The organism is Thermococcus sp. 21S7, assembly GCF_012027615.1.
Lineage (GTDB): Archaea > Methanobacteriota_B > Thermococci > Thermococcales > Thermococcaceae > Thermococcus.
This window is the reverse complement of the sequence record NZ_SNUT01000001.1, coordinates 59861-78033: the sequence shown is the minus strand read 5'-3', so window position 1 is coordinate 78033 and position 18173 is coordinate 59861. Positions and strand designations below refer to the sequence as shown.

The window sequence follows — 18173 nt, the reverse complement described above, 5'->3', positions numbered from 1 at the left end:
GTTAATCTCCTCCACCTTTTCAGGTGGGTATTTTCCTTGTTCCAATAAGACTTTAGGAGAATTGAAAGACGAGGTAGAAGTAGAGTTCGACCCGAGCGTCGTTCGTTCCAATAAGACTTTAAGAGAATTGAAAGTACTTGTACGCAGTGTTTCCGCCGAGGAAGTAAATGTTCCAATAAGACTTTAGGAGAATTGAAAGCGATTGTTCGGGTCCCAGGAACCTACAACCACAAGTAGTTCCAATAAGACTTTAGGAGAATTGAAAGGTATCCTACCGCTACCCACACGGTCGCCATCTTCAGTTCCAATAAGACTTTAGGAGAATTGAAAGAAAAGTCAATCGGGTGGTTATTGTAGGTGGAGTCTCGTTCCAATAAGACTTTAGGAGAATTGAAAGTCTTCCCTCTCAGCTCCGGCCTGCCGAGGTATGCACGTTCCAATAAGACTTTAGGAGAATTGAAAGACGCACCACCAAAAGTTCCACCACCACCTTCTATCCAGTTCCAATAAGACTTTAGGAGAATTGAAAGATGTAGGAGGCAAATCTGCCATTGGCCTTGGAGAAGGTTCCAATAAGACTTTAGGAGAATTGAAAGCGTCCTGTGTTCGAGCTCGTCGCTGTAGTACATCTTAGTTCCAATAAGACTTTAGGAGAATTGAAAGTTTTGACAACCTCGATATTTTGCACTACCCAAATTGGGTTCCAATAAGACTTTAGGAGAATTGAAAGGGTAGTGATAGCTCTGTTCTTGCTGGCGACAGCAGGGGTTCCAATAAGACTTTAGGAGAATTGAAAGCGGCTCGTTGTGGGGCTCTGGGGGTCTGCCTTCCTTGAGTTCCAATAAGACTTTAGGAGAATCGAAAAGTCGTAATCGCGGCTGGGAATGAGTTTGTAGTCATCGGTTTCAATAAGCCCTGGACCTACAAAAACTCCCCGAGCAGCAGGTCATCCTTCGTCCCCCCCGCTTTCTTGAAGACCCTCTCGCTCCAGGAGACGTTCCCAACGTCCCTCGGTCTGTGGGCGTCGCTAGCGAAGACCAGCTTTACGCCGCGCCTTATGCATTCCCTTATGAAGCCGAGGTCTGGAACGCGGTAGCGGGAGCTTATCTCGAAGGCCTTTCCGTTCGCCTCCGCCAGCCCTATGAGTTCTCTCAGGCTCTCCTCGTCGGGATAGCCTATGTGCGGAAAACTCGCTCCGAAGTGCCCGATTACGTCAACGTTCTCGTCGAGGAGGGCTCCCTTCACGAGCTCAACGTATTCCTCCGGGTCGTTCATCCAGAGATGGACGCTGGCTGTGACGTAATCGAGCTTTTCCACCATTCCTGCGGCAACGTCAACGCCGCCCGGGGTTATGTTGGCCTCAACCCCTGCTAGGACCGTTATTCCGCTCTCCTCGCCCCAGCGGCGGACCTCTCTGATGTAGCGGTTGAAGGCCCTGCCGGTGAGGTAGTGGCTGTGGTCGCTTATCCCGAGCACTCTCAGACCCCTGACCTCCGCGGTTGCAACGTTGTCTCCAACCCCGCCAACGCCGTCCGAGTAGGCTGAATGGGTGTGCAGGTCGTGGGGAAATTCGAGCATGTTATGAACTCCGTGGGGGGATTAAAAAGCCTTATGGACAAAATATCCAAAGTAAAGCCCAACCTTGAGTTTTGACAATCTTTAAATACCGCCTGAAACAAAACTCATCCGGTGGTGAAAATGGTCGAGCGCTCCAAGGTTAGGGTTCTCGTTGCAAAGCCGGGACTTGACGGTCACGACAGGGGAGCCAAGGTCGTTGCGAGGGCCTTGCGCGATGCCGGTTTTGAGGTCATCTACACGGGCATAAGGCAGACTCCCGAGCAGATAGTCGAGAGCGTCATCCAGGAGGACGTCGACGTCCTTGGAATAAGCATTCTCTCCGGTGCTCATATGGTTCTGATTCCCAAGATACTCAGGCTCCTTGAGGAGCGCGGCATAAAGCCCAACGAGGACGTTCTCGTGATAGCCGGAGGGATAATCCCGCCCGACGATGCGGAACAGCTTGAGAGCACCGGTGTCGCCAAGGTTTTCGGCCCGGGAAGCCCGATAGGCGACATTATAGGCTTCATAGACGAGAACGTTCCGAAGCTCAAGAAGTTCAGGTCGGAGTAACCCAACCTTTATAATTTCTTCCTGGATAATTTGTCCGAGTGGTGACGATGATAGAGGACCTTATAGAACGCATGCTCCGGGGGGACAGACGCGCCACTGCGAGGCTGATAACCCTCGTTGAGAACGATGAGGAGAAGGCCAGGGAGATAATCTCAAGGATTTATCCGCACACCGGAAACGCCTACATCGTCGGCATAACCGGGCCGCCGGGGGCGGGAAAATCAACGCTTCTCGACAAGCTCATAAAAGTGGCGAGGGAAGAGGGGAAAATCGTCGGCGTCATAGCCATAGACCCCACGTCACCGTTCACGGGTGGAGCATTGCTCGGAGACAGGATAAGGATGCAGAGGCATTCGACCGATCCGGGGGTTTTCATCAGGAGCATGGCGACGCGCGGCTCCCTGGGCGGGCTCGCCAAGGCCGCGAACGATGCCATAAAGGTTCTCGATGCCTACGGCTGCGACGTCATCTTCGTTGAAACCGTCGGCGTCGGTCAGATCGAGATTGACATCGTTAAGACCGCCGATACCGTGGTTCTCGTCACGGTTCCGGGCCTGGGGGACGACGTGCAGGCCATAAAGGCCGGCCTCATGGAGATAGCGGACGTCTTCGTGATCAACAAGGCCGACAAGGAAGGGGCCGATGCCACTTACTTCGAGCTCAACCTCATGCTCGACCTTGAGAAGGAGCGCTGGGAGAAGCGCGGCTGGAGGCCGCCGATAATTGAAACCGTCGCCACAACCATGAGGGGAATCCGGGAACTCTGGGCGGCCATAAAGGAGCACGGCGAGTTCCTTGAGCGCAGCGGTGAGATAAGGCGGAAGAGGAAGTTCCGGGCCAAGGAGGAGGTCAAGACCATAGTCTCCGGCAGGATAGCCAAGGCGATAAGTGAGAGACTCGATGAGGAGGAGGTGGCGGTTCTGATAGAGAAGATTGTGATGCGTGAAATCGACCCTTACTCTGCCGCGGATCTGGTACTTGAAAAAGCCCTGGGGGTGAAGGTATGATAAAGAAGATAGACCACGTTGGTATAGCCGTCAGGAACCTCGACGAGGCCATCAAGGTCTGGGAGGGCCTCGGCCTCAAGGTCGAGGAGATCGAGGAGGTTCCGGACCAGAAGGTAAGGACCGCGATAATCCACGTCGGCGAGAGCAGGATCGAGCTTTTAGAGCCCACGGCCGAGGACTCGCCGATAGCCAAGTTCATCGCCAAGCGCGGTGAGGGCATACACCACATCGCCCTCGGCGTGGAGGACATCGAGGGACACCTTGAGAAGCTCAAGGAAGAGGGATACAGACTCATAGACGAGAAGCCGCGCACCGGTGCCGGCGGTGCCAAGATAGCCTTCGTTCATCCGAAGGCGGTAACCGGTGTGCTTCTCGAACTCTGCGAGAGGAAAGAGTGATTGAGGGGAATTCGTCCGCTTTGGGTTCACTGTTTTCTTTTCTCTTTAACTCGATGATCTGTACATTTGTCTGTTCAGTCTCATACCGTAACGCTTATAAGTGGATTAGCAAACTTACTGTGACCGTAACATGATGGGCATGGTATCCGAGTAAATGTGTACGAAGTGATGACTTATGATGTTTAGGGGGCGACCCCTCAGGAGGGACTCGCGAATAATGGACTACCGCCGCCTCGATGACATTCTGGCGAAAAACCCCGGCAGGGAAAAGATTCTCATAACCCGAAGGCCCCCATTCGAAGTCAGCGCCCCCAACGTTTACCCAGTATGGATCACCAAAGTCTCCCACCCGAACGCGGTTCATCCATCGCGGCTTCACATCATCGAACAGATTGTGTGGGACAAGCTCCAGAATGAGAAATCTGATGTTGTTCTGGACGCCGTCGAGTATCTGATGATAGAGAACGGGGTCGAACCCACGCTTCGCTTTGTCAGCAAGATACGGGATATGGCCGTCATGAAGAACTCGGACTTCTACGTCACGGTCAGCGATGGCTTGGATGACAGGATACTCAACGTCCTCCGCAGAATAGTCGAGTGAGCGGACAGGTGAGCGGGCAGGTAAAGTTATATAACCAACCTCATCGTTCTCCAGTTTAGGTGTAGGGCATGCCGTACATCGAGAAGATTGAAATGAAGGGTTTCAAATCCTACGGTAATCGAAAGGTAGTCGTTCCGCTTTCTAAGGGGTTTACAGCGATCGTTGGTGCCAACGGTTCTGGTAAGAGCAACATTGGTGACGCCGTTCTCTTCGTCCTCGGCGGGCTATCGGCCAAAGCCATGCGCGCAACCAGGATAAGCGACCTCATATTCGCGGGCACAAAAACAGAGGCGCCGGCAAAGTACGCCGAGGTGGCGATGTACTTCAACAACGAGGACAGGGGATTCCCAATCGACGAAGACGAGGTTGTGATAAAGCGCCGCGTTTATCCCGACGGCAGGAGCACCTACTGGCTCAACGGCAAGAGAACCAGCAGGAGCGACATCCTCGACGTTCTCAGCGCGGCGATGATCTCGCCGGAGGGCTACAACCTGGTCCTCCAGGGAGACATCACCAAGTTCATCAAGATGAGCCCGACCGAGAGGAGGATGCTCATAGACGAAATCTCCGGAATAGCCGAGTACGACGCAAAGAAGGAGAAGGCCCTGAAGGAGCTGAAGCAGGCGGAGGAGAATCTGGCGCGCGTTGACCTGCTCATCCGGGAGGTCAAAACCCAGCTCGACAAGCTCGAAAAGGAGCGCAACGATGCCCTCCGCTACCTCGACCTTAAGGAGCGTGTTGAAAGAGCCAAAGTAACTCTTCTCCTAGGCGAGATAAGGAAGCTGAAGTCCCTGATTGAAGAGAACAACCTCCGCGACAAGGAGATAGAGGCGGAGATAGCTGCCATAGAGGAGCGCCTCAAGGACATAGCCAGGGAGATAGTCACCAAGGAGAAGGAGCTGAACGCCATCGAGAGGGAGCTTGAGGAGAAGAGCGAGGACGGCATCCTTGAGGTTACCCGGAAGATAAGCGAGGTTCAGTCGAAGATTGAGATGGCAAGGAAGAACATCGAGATGGCTCAGAAGGAGATAGAGGAGGACCAGCACAGGCTTGCCAAGACCAAGGAGGAGCTGAAAAAGGTATCCGGGGAGATAGAGAAGAGCAGGAACGCCGTTCAGCGCTGGACGAAGAGGCGCGAAAAGCTCAAGGCGGAGATAAAGGAGAAGGAAGTCGTCAAGAACGAGCTGGTTATCAAGCTCGGCGAGATAGACAGGGACTTCGCCATAGCCAAGCAGGACTTCGACAAGGTCGTTGACGAGCTTGAGGCGGCCAAGAGGGAACTCTACATGAAGGAGAGCGATATCAGAAAGTTCGAGGAGGAGATAGAGCGTCTTAAGGCCAGGATTGCCCAGGACAGTGCCAAGAGAACTGCACTCAAGTCCAAAATCGAGGAGGCCAAAAAGTCCCTTGAGGCCAAGCGCTCCGAACTCGGCGAGATAGACGGAAAGATGTCCAGGGCCGAGGCGAGGCTCAGAAAGTCTGAAAAAGAGCTTGAGGAGAAAACCAAAGCCCTCAGAAAGATTGAGGGGGAGCTTTCCAAGGCCAGGGAAGAGCTCATCAAGGCCGAGGCTCAGAGGGAGGTTCGCGGAAACCGCGCGGTCGAGTTCCTCAAGGGCCAGAACATACCCGGTCTCTACGGACCCCTCGGTGAGCTGATAAGGGTCGCGGACAGTGACTACGCTCTGGCCGTGGAGGTCGCCCTCGGCGGGAACTACGACAACGTTGTGGTCGAGGACGACAAGGTCGCCGAGAAGGCCATCCGAATCCTCAAGGAGAAAAAGCTCGGAAGGCTCACATTCCTCCCGCTCAACAAGATAAAGCCCCGCTCGATGCGCGAGAGGCCTTCCCTTGGAATCCCCGCGATGGACGTTGTCCAGTACGACCCTCGCTTTAAGAACGCCGTCGCCTACGCCCTTGGGGACACGCTCATCGTGAACGACATTGACGAAGCCAGAACCGTAGGAATCGGAAAGGTTCGCATGGTGACCCTGGGCGGTGAGCTCCTTGAGAGGAGCGGAGCGATAACCGGCGGTCACTACAGGCCGAGGGGTAAGCTTGGGGTAAACGTCGACGAGATAAGGAAGAGGGTCGAGAAGCTCGAACGCGAGAAAGAATCTTTGGAATCCTCAATTAACGCGCTCAAGATCGAGGTTAAGGGCCTCCAGAACGAGCTCTTCGAGCTCCGCATGAGGAAGAGTGACCTGAGCAAGGACCTGCAGGTCGTCCAGAGGGAGATGGAGCGTCTCCTGGCAGAGGACAAGGCTCTCAAGGAAGGCATCGAAGAGAGCGAGAAGCTCATTGAGGTTCTGGAGAAGAGGATTCACGGGACAAAGGGCGACATGGCGAAGCTCCGCGGAAGGATAGAGAGGCTTGAGAAGAAGCGGGAGAAGCTCAAGAAGGCTCTGGAGAACCCAGAAGCGAGGGAGCTGAACCAGAGGATCAGGGAAGTGGAGGGCGAGATAAGCAAGCTCAGGGAGGAGCTGGGCAAGGTCGAGAGCAAGCTTGAGAACCTTGAGATAAGGATAAACGAGGAACTCCTCCCGAGGAAAGCCGACCTCGAAGAGGAGATAGAGGGGCTCGTGAACCGGATAAACGCGCTCAAGGCCAACATCACCGAGAACGAGAACGCGATAAAGGAGTTCGAGAAGCAGCTGGAGGAGCTTAGAAAAGCTGAGGAGAGCGTCAAGGACGAGCTCAAGGAGCTCCGCGAGAGGCGCGAGAAGGTCAAGAACGAGATAATAGACCTCCGCTCTGAGAAGGACGAGCTCAACTCCAAGCTCCAGGAGCTTCGCATTGAGGCCAACACCCTCAAGATAAAGCTCGCCCAGTACGAGGCCACGCTGAAGGAGAAGGAGGACGATCTCAAGCACCACGATGCCAAGCTTATCAGGAGCATCAAGGAAGTTCCGCTGGAGCTTGAGGCCCTCCGCGAGCAGATAGATAGCATGGAAGAGGAGATACGCTCCCTTGAGCCAGTCAACATGAAGGCCATAGAGGACTTCGAGGTCGTTGAGCGTCGCTACCTTGAGCTGAAGAGCAAGCGCGAGCAGGTTCTGGCTGAGAAGGAGAGCATAGAGGAGTTCATCGAGGAGATAGAGGGACAGAAGAGGAACGTCTTCATGCAGACCCTCAGCGAGATAGCCAAGAACTTCTCGGAGCTCTTCGCGAAGCTCTCTCCGGGGGGAAGTGCAAGGCTCATCCTTGAGAATCCGGACGACCCCTTCGCAGGAGGCCTGGAGATAGAGGCCAAACCGGCAGGAAAGGACGTCAAGAGAATAGAGGCAATGAGCGGCGGCGAGAAGGCTTTAACGGCCCTGGCATTCGTGTTCGCCATCCAGCGCTACAAGCCGGCCCCGTTCTACCTCTTCGACGAGATCGACGCCCACCTGGACGATGCCAACGTCAAGCGTGTCGCTGACCTCATCAAGGAGGCCTCCCAGAACAGCCAGTTCATCGTGATAACTCTGAGGGACGTCATGATGGCCAACGCGGACAAGATAATCGGCGTCAGCATGAGGAAAGGAGTCTCGCGCGTCGTTGCACTCAGCCTTGAGAAGGCCATGAAAATACTTGAAGAGGCGAGGAAGAGAAGCGAGGCCGAGCACGCGGAGATGTTCGGTCACCTGGGCGGGTGATAAAGATGGAATCGCGCCGTGAGGAGGAGATAACGCCCGTCGACATTCTCCTCCAGCTCGTCACCATGGGGAAGGTTGACCCCTGGAACATCGACATCGTTGACCTGACCGAGAAGTACATCGAGAGGCTCAGGGAGATGAAGGAGCTCGACCTCCGCGTTTCGGCGAGGGCCATTCTGGCGGCATCAATCCTCGTCAGGATGAAGAGCGAGGCCTTACTCCACGCCGACGATGAGGAAGAGGAGGAGCCCAACGAGGAACGCATAAGGGTCGATGTTGAACCTTTAGCTCCGCCGCTCAGGCGGGTCGAGCGCTACTACACCTTCGACGACCTCCTGGATGCCCTCATGGACGCCCTTGAGGAGGCCGAGAAGAGAAAGCCGCGGAAGAGGAAGAAGGTCGAGATAGAGGAGGAGGTATTCGTCGTCGATGACTTCCGCGTTGACATCGAGAAGCACGTCTACAGGCTCCACGAGATAGTCGTGAACATGTACAGGGAAACTAGGGAGCCCATAAACTTCTGGGACCTGGTCTTCGACCCAACGCCGAAGATAATCGCCAGAACCTTCCTCTACCTCCTGTTCCTCTCCAACATGGGCAAGGTTGACCTCATTCAGGAGGAGCCCTTTGGGGAGATATTCGTCGTGCCCGCGGGTGAGGCCTGATTTCTTTCCTCCCTCTTCGCCGGTCTTATCGTTATGGCCAGCAAGGGTTCCTCGCTTCCTATGTAGAGGCTCTTCTTTTCCCGGTTCATGTAGAAGCGGTACCTCCCGTTTGGAATGCCTTCAACGAATTTCCGGGGGAGGGTATGCCGGGCTTTTCTCCCATCGAAGAAGACGCAGTCGTAGGCCTCGGAAATCCCGGAAACCCTCCCCCTGATTTCCTCAAGGGACAGCAACTCACATTCAAGCCTGGCGCAGACCAGACTCTTTCTCCCGTCCGTGAGGATTACCACATTCTCGTTCACCTCAATCTTCCGCGAGCGGTCGAGGAAGTTCCACAGCTCGGCGTAGATGCGTTCAAGTCTTCTCTTCTTCGCCAGCCTTTTGATGAGCCTCTCCCTGGCGTGCCTCGTGAGGAGCATGGTAGCCTTGTGGGATGAACCGCTTAAATCCTTTGTCCGTCCATAGTGTAGGTACCTATGTTTGTACACGTGTAGGTTCTAACTACGAAGTAAAGTACTTAAAGGGAGCTGAGTAGATAACGGTGGTGAAGGGAATGAGGGGCAAGGTGTACGCGGGATTTTTCGTGGCGTTTTCGGTTCTAGACATGCTCACAACCTGGTTTGGCGTAAGTAGAGGGCTCTCTGAGGCAAATCCCGTCATAGCCCAGAGGCTCTCAGACCCTATTCTCTTCTTCGGAAGCTTTGCCCTATTCACTGCCCTGGGTGTGGCCTTAATCCTCGTAACTTCAGCCCTGACTGGTATCTCTGGTGGTTTTAGGTACTTTCCCGCGGTCTTTGTGCTCTTTAAAGCTGCCCCCGCGGTAAACAACCTCTACCTGCTGTTCGGTCGTGAATTCCTGATACCGACCATTCCGGTGAGCCTTCTCGTGGCGATGCTCATCGTTAGGCCCGAAAAGCCCGCATCCGCGCGGGACGTCAGGAAAGCTTTTATTCGCTCCCTCCAAGTTTAAACCATGTATCTCCGCCGCGATCTAATCGAGCCCCGCGTTTACCAGGAGGTAATCTACGCCCGCTGTAAGGAAACCAACTGCCTCGTCGTTCTGCCAACGGGGTTAGGAAAGACGCTTATAGCCATGCTCATAGCCGATTACAGGCTCTCGAAGTACGGCGGCAAGGTTCTCATGCTCGCCCCGACGAAGCCTTTGGCAGTCCAGCACGCCGAGAGCTTCAGGCGGCTTTTCGACCTTCCCCCGGAGAGGATCAACGTCCTCACCGGTGAACTCTCCCCCAAACAGAGGGCCGAGCTGTGGGCGAGAAGCACGGTAATAACCGCAACGCCCCAGACCGTTGAAAACGACATCCTTACCGGGAGGATCTCTCTGAAGGACGTCGTTCTGCTCGTTTTTGACGAGGCTCACCGGGCGGTGGGAAACTACTCCTACGTCTTCATAGCCAGGGAGTACCTCAGGACTGCCAGGTATCCTCTCGTGCTCGGTCTCACGGCATCCCCCGGAAGCGACGAGGAGCGGATACGGGAGATAGTCAGGAACCTCGGGATAGAGCGCATCGAGATAAGAACCGAGAGCTCGCCTGACGTCAAACCCTACGTTCAGAGGATGAGCTTCGAGTGGGTGAGGGTTGAGCTCCCCGGCATCTACAAGGAGGTGCGCTCCCTTCTGAGGGAGATGCTCAAGGAGAGCCTCAAGCCCCTCGCCCAGTTCAAGCTGGTGAGCACGTACTCGCCGGAGATCTCCAAGAGGGAGGTTCTCCAGGCGGGTTCAAAGATAAACCAGGAGGTCGCGAGGGGCAACTACGAGCTCGGCCGGCTTAGAATGTATCAGGCCAAGGCTGTAAAGCTGCAGCACGCGATAGAACTGCTTGAAACCCAGGGGCTAACCGCGCTGAGGGCGTACCTCAAGAAGCTCAGGGAGGACAGGAGGACGAAATCCAGCAGGGGGCTCATGGAAGACCCGCGCATGAGGAAGGTGATATACCTCCTCGTTCAGGCGAAGGAGCTTGGCCTCGACCACCCGAAGATGGGGAAGCTGAAGGAGCTCGTTAAAAAACAGCTGGAGAAAAAGCCGAACTCGAAAATCATCGTCTTCACGAACTACCGCGACACGGGGAGGAAGATAGTAGAGGAGCTCAGGGAGATGGGCGTTTTGGCGGAGCGGTTCATCGGGCAGGCGAGCAGGAGCAACGACAGGGGGATGAGTCAGAGGGAGCAGAAGGAGACCCTTGAAAGGTTCTCACGCGGTGAGTTCAATGTTTTGGTGGCCACGAGCGTTGGTGAAGAAGGCCTCGACGTGCCCGAGGTCGACCTCGTCGTCTTCTACGAGCCTGTGCCCTCGGCCATAAGGAGCATCCAGAGGCGCGGAAGAACCGGAAGGCACAGGCCGGGGAGGGTCGTTATACTGATGGCCAAGGGGACGCGCGATGAAGCCTACTACTGGAGCTCCCGGAGGAAGGAAAAGGGCATGTTCGACGCCATAAAGAAGCTCGCCAGGGAACTTGAGAAAGCCCACCCGGGGAGGGGTAAAATAAGGGAAAGGGCCGTGGAGCGTGTTGAGATGCCCTCGAAGGGAAAAATAGCTTCCCTCGATGAGTTTCTGAAGCCGAAGGAAAAGCCTGAAAATGCTGAGAAGAAGGTGGAAAAGGCCGAGAAACCCGGGCCTTCCAAGGAGGAGGTCTATGAAAAGCTCCCGATAAGGCCCGTCTTCGTGAGGAAGCCGAAGGGAATAGTTGTTTACGTAGACAACCGCGAGCTCAGGAGCGGCGTTCCAAAGCATCTTAAGGAGCTCGGAGCGGAGATAGAGGTCAGAACCCTCGACGTCGCTGATTACGTGGTCAGCGAGGAGGTCGGGATAGAGAGGAAGAGCGCCAACGACTTCATAGGCTCCATCATCGACGGCAGACTCTTCGACCAGGTTGAGAGGCTGAAGAGGGCCTACCCGAAGCCGGTGATAATCATAGAGGGCGAGCTTTACGGTATAAGGAACGTCCACCCCAACGCCATCAGGGGCGCCATAGCTGCAGTAACCCTCGATTGGGGGGTCCCCATACTGTTCTCCTCCGGAACCGAGGAGACGGCCCAGTTCATCTACCTCTTAGCGAAGCGCGAGCAGGAGGAGAGGAAGAAAGAAGTTCGCCTCAGGAGCGAGAAGAAGGCCTTAACCCTCGCCGAGAGGCAGAGGCTCATCGTTGAGGGCCTCCCCTACGTCTCGTCCACACTCGCGAAGAGGCTCCTTCGGCACTTCGAGAACGTTGAGCGCGTTTTCACCGCCACTGAGGAGGAGCTCCGGGAAGTCGAGGGAATAGGCGAAAAGAAGGCAAGGGAGATAAGGAAGGTGATAACCGCCCCCTACGTTGAGGACGGGGATGGGTGATTAATTGCCTTTTCTTTTGCAAGTTTCCCAACGCGGGCGTAGCCCTGCTTCTGGGGTTTGAGAGTACAGGAAACTTTGCCCTGCAAAGTTTCATCAAAGTTCGTGATTCCTTACTTAGAATTCGCTAGGCAACAGGGGTTTTCAGTTGAAATCTGCAAGTTTGGCCGGATTCATTCCAAAAAAGGCAACCCTTGATAGGTTCCGCTTTTTTTAGCGCTCCGGAGGAGCGCGGGTGAAGTTGAACCCGTTAAAAAAGCCTTTTTGGCGATGAATCTCTCCTTATAAAGTCACCACTAACCCAAAAAACCCACTAAAAATCTGACCATTCAGAAGGAATCACCAGCTTTTGATCAAACTTTGCGGGGCAAAAGTTTGTGTTACTGGCGGGCCCGGCGGGATTCGAACCCGCGACCTCCGGCTTAGAAGGCCGGCGCCCTATCCTGCTAGGCTACGGGCCCTCGGGCTAATGGTCTTGGGGGAGTTTTATAAAAGTTGTGGTGGGAGCAGGCTCACGGATACAGCCTGCTCGGCGTCCTCGGGAACAGGGTTGCCCAGCGGACGTGGTCGAGCTTCAGCACCCAGGCGACGAGCCTCTCAAGGCCGAGGCCGAAGCCGCTGTGCGGAACGCTGCCGTACTTCCTGAGGTCAAGGTACCACTCGTAGTCCTTTGGATCCATGCCTTCGTCGAGGATTCTCTGCACGAGCTTGTTGTAGTCGTCCTCACGCTGGGAACCGCCGATGATCTCACCGTATCCCTCGGGCGCGAGCATGTCCGCGGCGAGAACCTTGCGCGGGTCCTCCGGATCCTCCTTCATGTAGAAGGCCTTAATGCCCTTGGGATAGCCGTGGACGAAGAACGGGGCCTCGAACTCCTGGGTCAAGATGCGCTCCTCGTCGGCGCCCATGTCCTCGCCCCACTCTATCTCGACGCCCTTGCTCTGGAGTATATCAATCGCCTCGTCGTAGCTCACCCTCGGGAAGGGCGGAACCGCGTTCTTGAGGGTGGTTAAGTCCTTCCTGAAGGTCTCAATCTCGCTCCTCCTGAGCTCCAGCGTGCGCTGAACCATGTAGCTTACCAGCTCCTCCTCGACCTTCATGATGTCCCAGAGGTCCATCCAGGCTCCCTCAAGCTCAAGGTGCCAGAACTCGGTGAGGTGCCTCCTGGTTCTGCTCTTCTCGGCCCTGAAGCTCGGCGTGAGCGACCAGACCTTTTCGAGGCCAAATATAGCTGCCTCAAGGTAGAGCTGGGCCGACTGGCTGAGGTAAGCCGTCCTGTCGAAGTACTTGAGCTTGAAGAGCGTCGCTCCTCCCTCGACGGCACCGGTGACGAGTATCGGCGGGAAGACCTCGTACCAGCCGTCCTGAAGGAGCCACTCGCGAGCGGCCTGCATCATCGTCGCCTTGACCTTCATTATCGCGGCGACCTTGGGTGAGTGCAGGTGGAGGTGCCTCACGTCCAGCAGGAACTCGTCGCTCGCGTCTTTGGTTATCGGGAAGAAGTCCACGTTCTGAACGATCTCGATTCTGTCCGCCTGAATCTCGACCCCTGTGGGCGCGCGGGGGTCGGCTTTGACGGTGCCCTCGACTATCACGCTAGACTCGATTCCGACCTTCTTCGCCTCGGCGTAGGCTTCCTCGCTCAGCTCCTTCTTGAATATGGTCTGAACTATCCCGCTTGAATCGCGGAGGACTATAAACACCTTTTTTCCGACTTCTCTCTTCCTATAAACCCATCCTGCAAGTTTAACGCGCTTACCTTCCATATCTGGCCGAACGTCAGCGCAGTAAACCTTATCAATCATCGTTACCACCTCCAGAGGCTTTGAGGGGGACTTTATAACGGTAGCGATTTGGAGCAACGGCTACCAGAAAAGCGTCAATTTATCCACAGAGTGACCGTTCCAATCCCGAGAACTCTGGGCCGGACGATTATCAGTAGTGGCATGGGGGATATTCGGAATGCTCCCCATTTAAATCCTTTGGGCAACTTTATGTCGATATGTCAAAATGTTTAAGTATCAGCGCGTCAGATGTCCAAGAGGGTGATGTGATGTTTGCACTTATTGGAACCGCCGTTGACTGCGAATCCCCAAGGAAGAATGTCGCGGTCGTAGTGGAAGACGGGTTCATCCGAGACGTCGTCCCCCGGGAAAGAATCGGTGAATACGCCGTCGATGAAGTTTACGGGGGAGACGGCTACATCGTCCTACCTGGCTTGGTCAACGCCCACACCCACGTCGCCATGTCGAAGTTTCGGGGCCTTGGTGAGGACGTGCCCATAGAGAGGTGGCTCAGCGACGTTATATGGCCCGCGGAGCTGGAGTGGAAACCAGAGGACGTTCGCCGCTGGGCGCTCCTCGGAATGGCTGAAGCGCTGGCCAACGGTTCAACGACGATAAACGACCACTACTTCTTCGCCGACGAGATAGCAAAGGCCGCCCGGGAAGTTGGAATAAGGGCCTTCATCGGCCAGACCGTCATGGACACGATTGACTTCCCCATAGCCGCGCCCGAGGAGGGTTTCAGGTTCTTTAAGGACTGGGTGGGAAAAGATGGGCTCATGACCCCAACCCTCGCGCCCCACGCCACCAACACGGTGTCCCTTGAGCTGATGAGGGAAATCGGCGAGTTTGCCCGCGGTAGGAACGCCCTGATTCACGTTCACCTCTCCCAGAGCATGGGGGAGGTGCGGGAGGTCAAACGCCGCTACGGCCTCTCTCCCGTCGAATACCTTGAAAGGGCCGGTGTACTTGGGGACAACCTTATCGGCGTCCACGGCATCTATCTGAGCGATTCAGAGGTTTCCCTCTACGCGAAAAGCGGTGCGACGCTCGTCCATTGCTCCCTGAGCATGGCAAAGCTTGAGGGAAGGATAGCCCCGATAATAGAACTCTTTGAGAGGGGAACGAACATCGCCCTCGGAAACGACTCCCCAAATCCGGTGGGTCTGATGGACACCTTCACGGAGATGCGCTTCGCGGCGGTTCTGAACAAGGTCTGGAGGAGAAGAACCGACGTCGCCTCTGCGAGGGAGGTTTTCCGCTGGGCCACTGTCGGGGGTGCAAGGGCACTCGGGCTGAGGGCGGGCCTCATAAAGCCCGGCTACCTCGCGGATCTGGTCCTTATAAACGCCAGAAAGGCCCAGTTCCTGCCGGGTGAAAATCCGTACTCGCACGTAGTCTACTCCACCAGGGGAAGTGATGTCGAGCTGGTCACGGTAAACGGGGAGGTCGTTTACAGAAACGGCCTGTTCACGAAACTTGGAAAAACGATGGAGGAGCTGTGGGCGGAGTTCAGACCTTCCTGACCATGAGTTTGACGCCGTCAACATTGACGACCTCAACGGTGTCGCCGATTCCGGGCTTCTCGTCCCCCTCGGCCAGCGCTATCCACCTGTCCCCCTCAAGCTCGACGATGTAGTGGTCTTTTCCTATTTCAACCACTTTCCCGCGCTTGCCCTTCAGCTCGAAGGTGTACTTGCCCTTTCCGGCGTCCTGGACGTCCTTTTTTACGTAGCGGCTAACGACAATGTACGAGACTACCGCCGCTATGAGGGCCGCGACGAAGCTCTCGGTGAAGCTCACCCCGAACCCCATCAGGAGCCCCATGACGACCATCGCTATTCCGATCGGGGTTATGAACGCGGTAACCATCATGTCCAGGGCTATCACGAGGAGGCCGAGGATAAGAAGGGAAATCGGGAGCGCTTCCATGCCCACCACCATCAAAAATTAAGAAAAGGTCTTTAAGCCTTTTCCGGGTTCAAATCCGAGTTGCCTTCACCAGGCTCGGAGGGGGTCACTTCCTCCCCGCCATCGCCGCCGGAAGGTTCCGGCGTCTCGGGCATCGGGATGTCCTTCACCTTCTGGAGTATCCTCAGCAGTCCGATTAGGGACTCGGTGTCGTAGGGCACGATCAGGTTGCCCTGCCTTCCGAGTTCGGGGAGCTTCTCGATGTACTGGAGGGCGAGGTACTTCTCGTCGGCCATCGAGAGTGCCTCGAGGACCTTTCGTATTGCCTCGGCCTGACCCTCGGCGACGAGTATCTGCCTCTGCTTCTCACCCTCGGCCCGGAGTATGGCCGCCTGCTTTTCACCCTCGGCTTTCTTTATCTTGCTCTCCCTCTCACCCTCCGCGAGGAGTATCATGGCCCTCTTCTCACGCTCTGCCGTCATCTGCTTGGCCATTGCCTCCTGTATGTCCCGCGGCGGGTCTATGCGCTGTATCTCAACGCGGGTTATCTTGACACCCCAGCGGTCGGTTATCTTGTCAAGCTCCTCGCGCAGCTTGGCGTTGATTATGTCCCTTCCGGAGAGCGTCTCGTCGAGCTCCATCTCGCCGATGATGGCACGGAGGTTGGTCTGTGCGAGCTTGATGATGGCCATCAGGAAGTTGCTTACGTTGTAAACGACCTTGACGGGGTCGAGTATCTGGTAGTAAACGATGGCATCGACGGTGACGACGACGTTGTCCTTACAGATGACCTCCTGCGGCGGCACATCGACGACGTGCTCGCGCATGTCCACGACCTTGACGCGCTCCATGAAGGGTATTATGAAGTGTATTCCCGGCTCCAGGATTCTGTTGAACTTTCCGAGCCTCTCGACGAGACCCTTCTGGTACGGACGGATAACCTTCACGCTCAGCAGGAGCATTATCAAAAGGAACACTCCTAGTACAACTAGTGCAATCCCGGCAAACGGCATTACTATCGCCTCCGGTTAGTTATCAAACTTAAAGAAATGTAAGTTCTTATAAGGGTTTCTGTTGAAAGAATGAAGGACACTATGCTTTCCAGTTTTCCCTCTCAATGTTGTGCACGAGAACCTTCAGCCTCTCGATGAAGTCTTGGCCGACCGGAAGGTTCTCCTTAATGAGCATCTCTACCGTGTTGATTGCGTTCGTCAAATCGCCCAAGTTTTCCGCAGTGTAGAATTTCAGGTAGTTGAGCGTGTTCAGAAGCTCTGCCTTCCTGTTTAGTTCGGCGTAAGCCAAAGCCAGCTTGCCGAGGGTTTCGACCACCAGCCTGCGATTCTTCAGGATTTCTTCGGAGCTTCTGCTTCTCTTTAGCGCCTCGACGCTCCTTGCGAGGGACTTCTTTAGCTCTTCAACATCTTTTTCAAGTTCCACCTTCCTTTTTGCGGCCTCATCGAGTTTTTCCAGGTCTTCGAGAAATTCGTCAACGCTCCCGTAGCGCTCCTCCTTCCTCTTTGCCAGGAGCCTCTCGAAGATTCCGTCGTACTTTGCCAGCCGGGGGTCGATTTCCGAGGGCGGCTTATGGCGATAGTTCTCGTCGGTTATCTTTCCGAAGACTTCCTCGTAAGTGTAACCCTCGAACGGCAGTTTCCCAGTTAATAACTCGTAGAAGGTAACGCCCAGCTGCCAGATGTCCGTTCTCTGGTCTGTGTGCCCGTACTTGCTCGGCATTAAGTGCTCCGGCGCCGCGTAAAGCGGGGTGTAACCGAGAACACTCCTGCTCGAACTCATGGTTCCGAGCTTCGCCAGTCCCCAGTCAGTGATTTTCGGGGTTAAGTCCGCCTTAAGGAGGATGTTGAGCGGCTTCAAGTCCCGGTGATAGATGCCCTTTGAGTGCGCATGCTTAAGTCCCTCGGCAATGCCTCTGACGAGCTTCAACGCAGTCTCCTCATCGACGGGCTTTGGATAGCCGTCGAGGTCTCTAACGGTTTCACCATCAACCTCCACACCCTCGACGTACTCCATTTCGAGGTAGGGGATTGGAAGAATGTCGACATCGTAAAGTTTCACGATGTTTGGATGGTCGAGGTGTAGCCATGCGGAGACCTCCTTGATGAAAGTCTTGCTTGTTCTCTCGTCTATCCTCGGTATCTTGAGGGCGACCCTTTTGCCGTCTTTTCTGCGTTTGGCTTTGAATACCCTGGCGAATCCGCCTTCACCGAGGAATTCGAGGGGCTCGTAGCGGGAGAGGAGTTCCGATGGAAAGCCCGGAACAGGGGGTTCGGGAAGGGCGGGCTTCTTCACTTCTGGCATCGTCCGTTCTTCAGTCTTTAAAGCAGGCTTTTTGACTTCCCTTGTCTCTGGTGCTGGCTTTGGCTTCTTTTCTGGGATTAACCTCTCGAACTCAACGATTCCCTTCTCAAAATCCACGCGCTTGACCTTCCAGCCGGCCTTCAGCCAGCCCTTTACCGCGTGAGAATGGCTTTTATCATTTCCCCACCAGGCTCTGTGTTTTCTTGTGGAATCAGGGAGTTTGCCCCCAATTATTTTCTCTATCTCCTCAAGCTTTAACGTCACGGTGCTTTTGTTCAGCCCTGAAAGATAACTCCCGAGAGCCTCGTATCTGGGAGTCGGTTGTAGCAGGGAAGAGGAAATTTCTTGTTTAACGGAGTTTGATGAGGTAGTTTTATTTTCTT

Annotated in this window: 15 protein-coding genes, 1 tRNA gene and 1 CRISPR repeat array (1 of these 17 cut by a window edge); of the genes, 9 read left to right on the top strand and 7 right to left on the bottom strand. The window is 55.2% G+C overall.

Features of this window, described 5'->3' with window-relative positions; translation table 11 throughout:
* A CRISPR array of direct repeats spans positions 1-865; the repeat unit is 30 nt; unit sequence GTTCCAATAAGACTTTAGGAGAATTGAAAG (it extends 958 nt beyond the left edge of the window).
* A gap of 56 nt (positions 866-921) precedes the next feature.
* The gene (locus E3E51_RS00305; protein WP_167911171.1) at positions 922-1578 is read right to left on the bottom strand and encodes a PHP domain-containing protein; all 657 of its coding nucleotides are present in this window, start codon (positions 1576-1578) and stop codon (positions 922-924) included.
* A 120-nt stretch (positions 1579-1698) separates the two neighbouring features.
* Here E3E51_RS00305 and E3E51_RS00300 point away from each other — a divergent pair, with 120 nt between their 5' ends.
* The 6 genes from E3E51_RS00300 (at position 1699) to E3E51_RS00275 (ending at position 8436) form a co-directional block, all read left to right on the top strand.
* Positions 1699-2130 (top strand): cobalamin B12-binding domain-containing protein, encoded by a 432-nt coding sequence (locus tag E3E51_RS00300; RefSeq protein ID WP_167911631.1) that lies wholly within the window; start codon positions 1699-1701, stop codon positions 2128-2130.
* A gap of 47 nt (positions 2131-2177) precedes the next feature.
* Positions 2178-3137, top strand: coding sequence for a methylmalonyl Co-A mutase-associated GTPase MeaB (gene meaB / locus E3E51_RS00295; RefSeq protein ID WP_167911630.1), 960 nt, complete (start codon positions 2178-2180; stop codon positions 3135-3137).
* A complete protein-coding gene (gene mce / locus E3E51_RS00290; protein ID WP_167911170.1) occupies positions 3134-3535 on the top strand; it encodes a methylmalonyl-CoA epimerase in 402 nt (133 codons plus the stop codon). Before meaB ends, mce begins: the two co-directional genes overlap by 4 nt.
* 175 nt (positions 3536-3710) lie before the next feature.
* A complete protein-coding gene (locus tag E3E51_RS00285; protein ID WP_240924207.1) occupies positions 3711-4136 on the top strand; it encodes a DUF835 domain-containing protein in 426 nt (141 codons plus the stop codon).
* A 68-nt stretch (positions 4137-4204) separates the two neighbouring features.
* A complete protein-coding gene (smc, locus tag E3E51_RS00280) occupies positions 4205-7771 on the top strand; it encodes a chromosome segregation protein SMC (protein WP_167911169.1) in 3567 nt (1188 codons plus the stop codon).
* A 5-nt stretch (positions 7772-7776) separates the two neighbouring features.
* A complete protein-coding gene (locus E3E51_RS00275; RefSeq protein WP_167911168.1) occupies positions 7777-8436 on the top strand; it encodes a ScpA family protein in 660 nt (219 codons plus the stop codon).
* Here the strand turns inward: E3E51_RS00275 and E3E51_RS00270 are convergent.
* A complete protein-coding gene (locus E3E51_RS00270; RefSeq protein WP_167911167.1) occupies positions 8385-8855 on the bottom strand; it encodes a hypothetical protein in 471 nt (156 codons plus the stop codon). The two genes, E3E51_RS00275 and E3E51_RS00270, sit on opposite strands and share 52 nt — an antisense overlap.
* 134 nt (positions 8856-8989) lie before the next feature.
* On the opposite strand from E3E51_RS00270, the gene E3E51_RS00265 reads away from it, so the two are divergent.
* Both E3E51_RS00265 and E3E51_RS00260 read left to right on the top strand, forming a co-directional pair.
* Entirely contained in the window at positions 8990-9406 is a 417-nt protein-coding gene (locus E3E51_RS00265) for a DUF5658 family protein (RefSeq protein WP_240924223.1), read from the top strand.
* 3 nt (positions 9407-9409) lie between these two features.
* Positions 9410-11782, top strand: a complete 2373-nt coding sequence (locus E3E51_RS00260; RefSeq protein WP_167911166.1) for a DEAD/DEAH box helicase — start codon at positions 9410-9412, stop codon at positions 11780-11782.
* A gap of 381 nt (positions 11783-12163) precedes the next feature.
* On the opposite strand, the gene E3E51_RS00255 is transcribed toward E3E51_RS00260, so the two are convergent.
* Positions 12164-12240 (bottom strand) — tRNA-Arg (locus E3E51_RS00255).
* A gap of 51 nt (positions 12241-12291) precedes the next feature.
* Entirely contained in the window at positions 12292-13584 is a 1293-nt protein-coding gene (gene asnS, locus E3E51_RS00250; RefSeq protein WP_167911165.1) for an asparagine--tRNA ligase, read from the bottom strand.
* Positions 13585-13832: 248 nt separating this feature from the next.
* On the opposite strand from asnS, the gene E3E51_RS00245 reads away from it, so the two are divergent.
* A complete protein-coding gene (locus E3E51_RS00245) occupies positions 13833-15089 on the top strand; it encodes an amidohydrolase (RefSeq protein ID WP_167911164.1) in 1257 nt (418 codons plus the stop codon).
* Here the strand turns inward: E3E51_RS00245 and E3E51_RS00240 are convergent.
* The 3 genes from E3E51_RS00240 to E3E51_RS00230 form a co-directional block, all read right to left on the bottom strand.
* Positions 15076-15495: an NfeD family protein gene (locus E3E51_RS00240; protein ID WP_167911628.1), complete on the bottom strand. Its 420-nt coding sequence runs from the start codon at positions 15493-15495 to the stop codon at positions 15076-15078. The genes E3E51_RS00245 and E3E51_RS00240 overlap by 14 nt on opposite strands.
* A gap of 32 nt (positions 15496-15527) precedes the next feature.
* Entirely contained in the window at positions 15528-16487 is a 960-nt protein-coding gene (locus E3E51_RS00235) for an SPFH domain-containing protein (protein WP_167911163.1), read from the bottom strand.
* Positions 16488-16566: 79 nt separating this feature from the next.
* A complete protein-coding gene (locus E3E51_RS00230; protein ID WP_167911627.1) occupies positions 16567-17790 on the bottom strand; it encodes a serine/threonine-protein kinase in 1224 nt (407 codons plus the stop codon).
* Between the last annotated feature and the right edge of the window lie 383 nt (positions 17791-18173).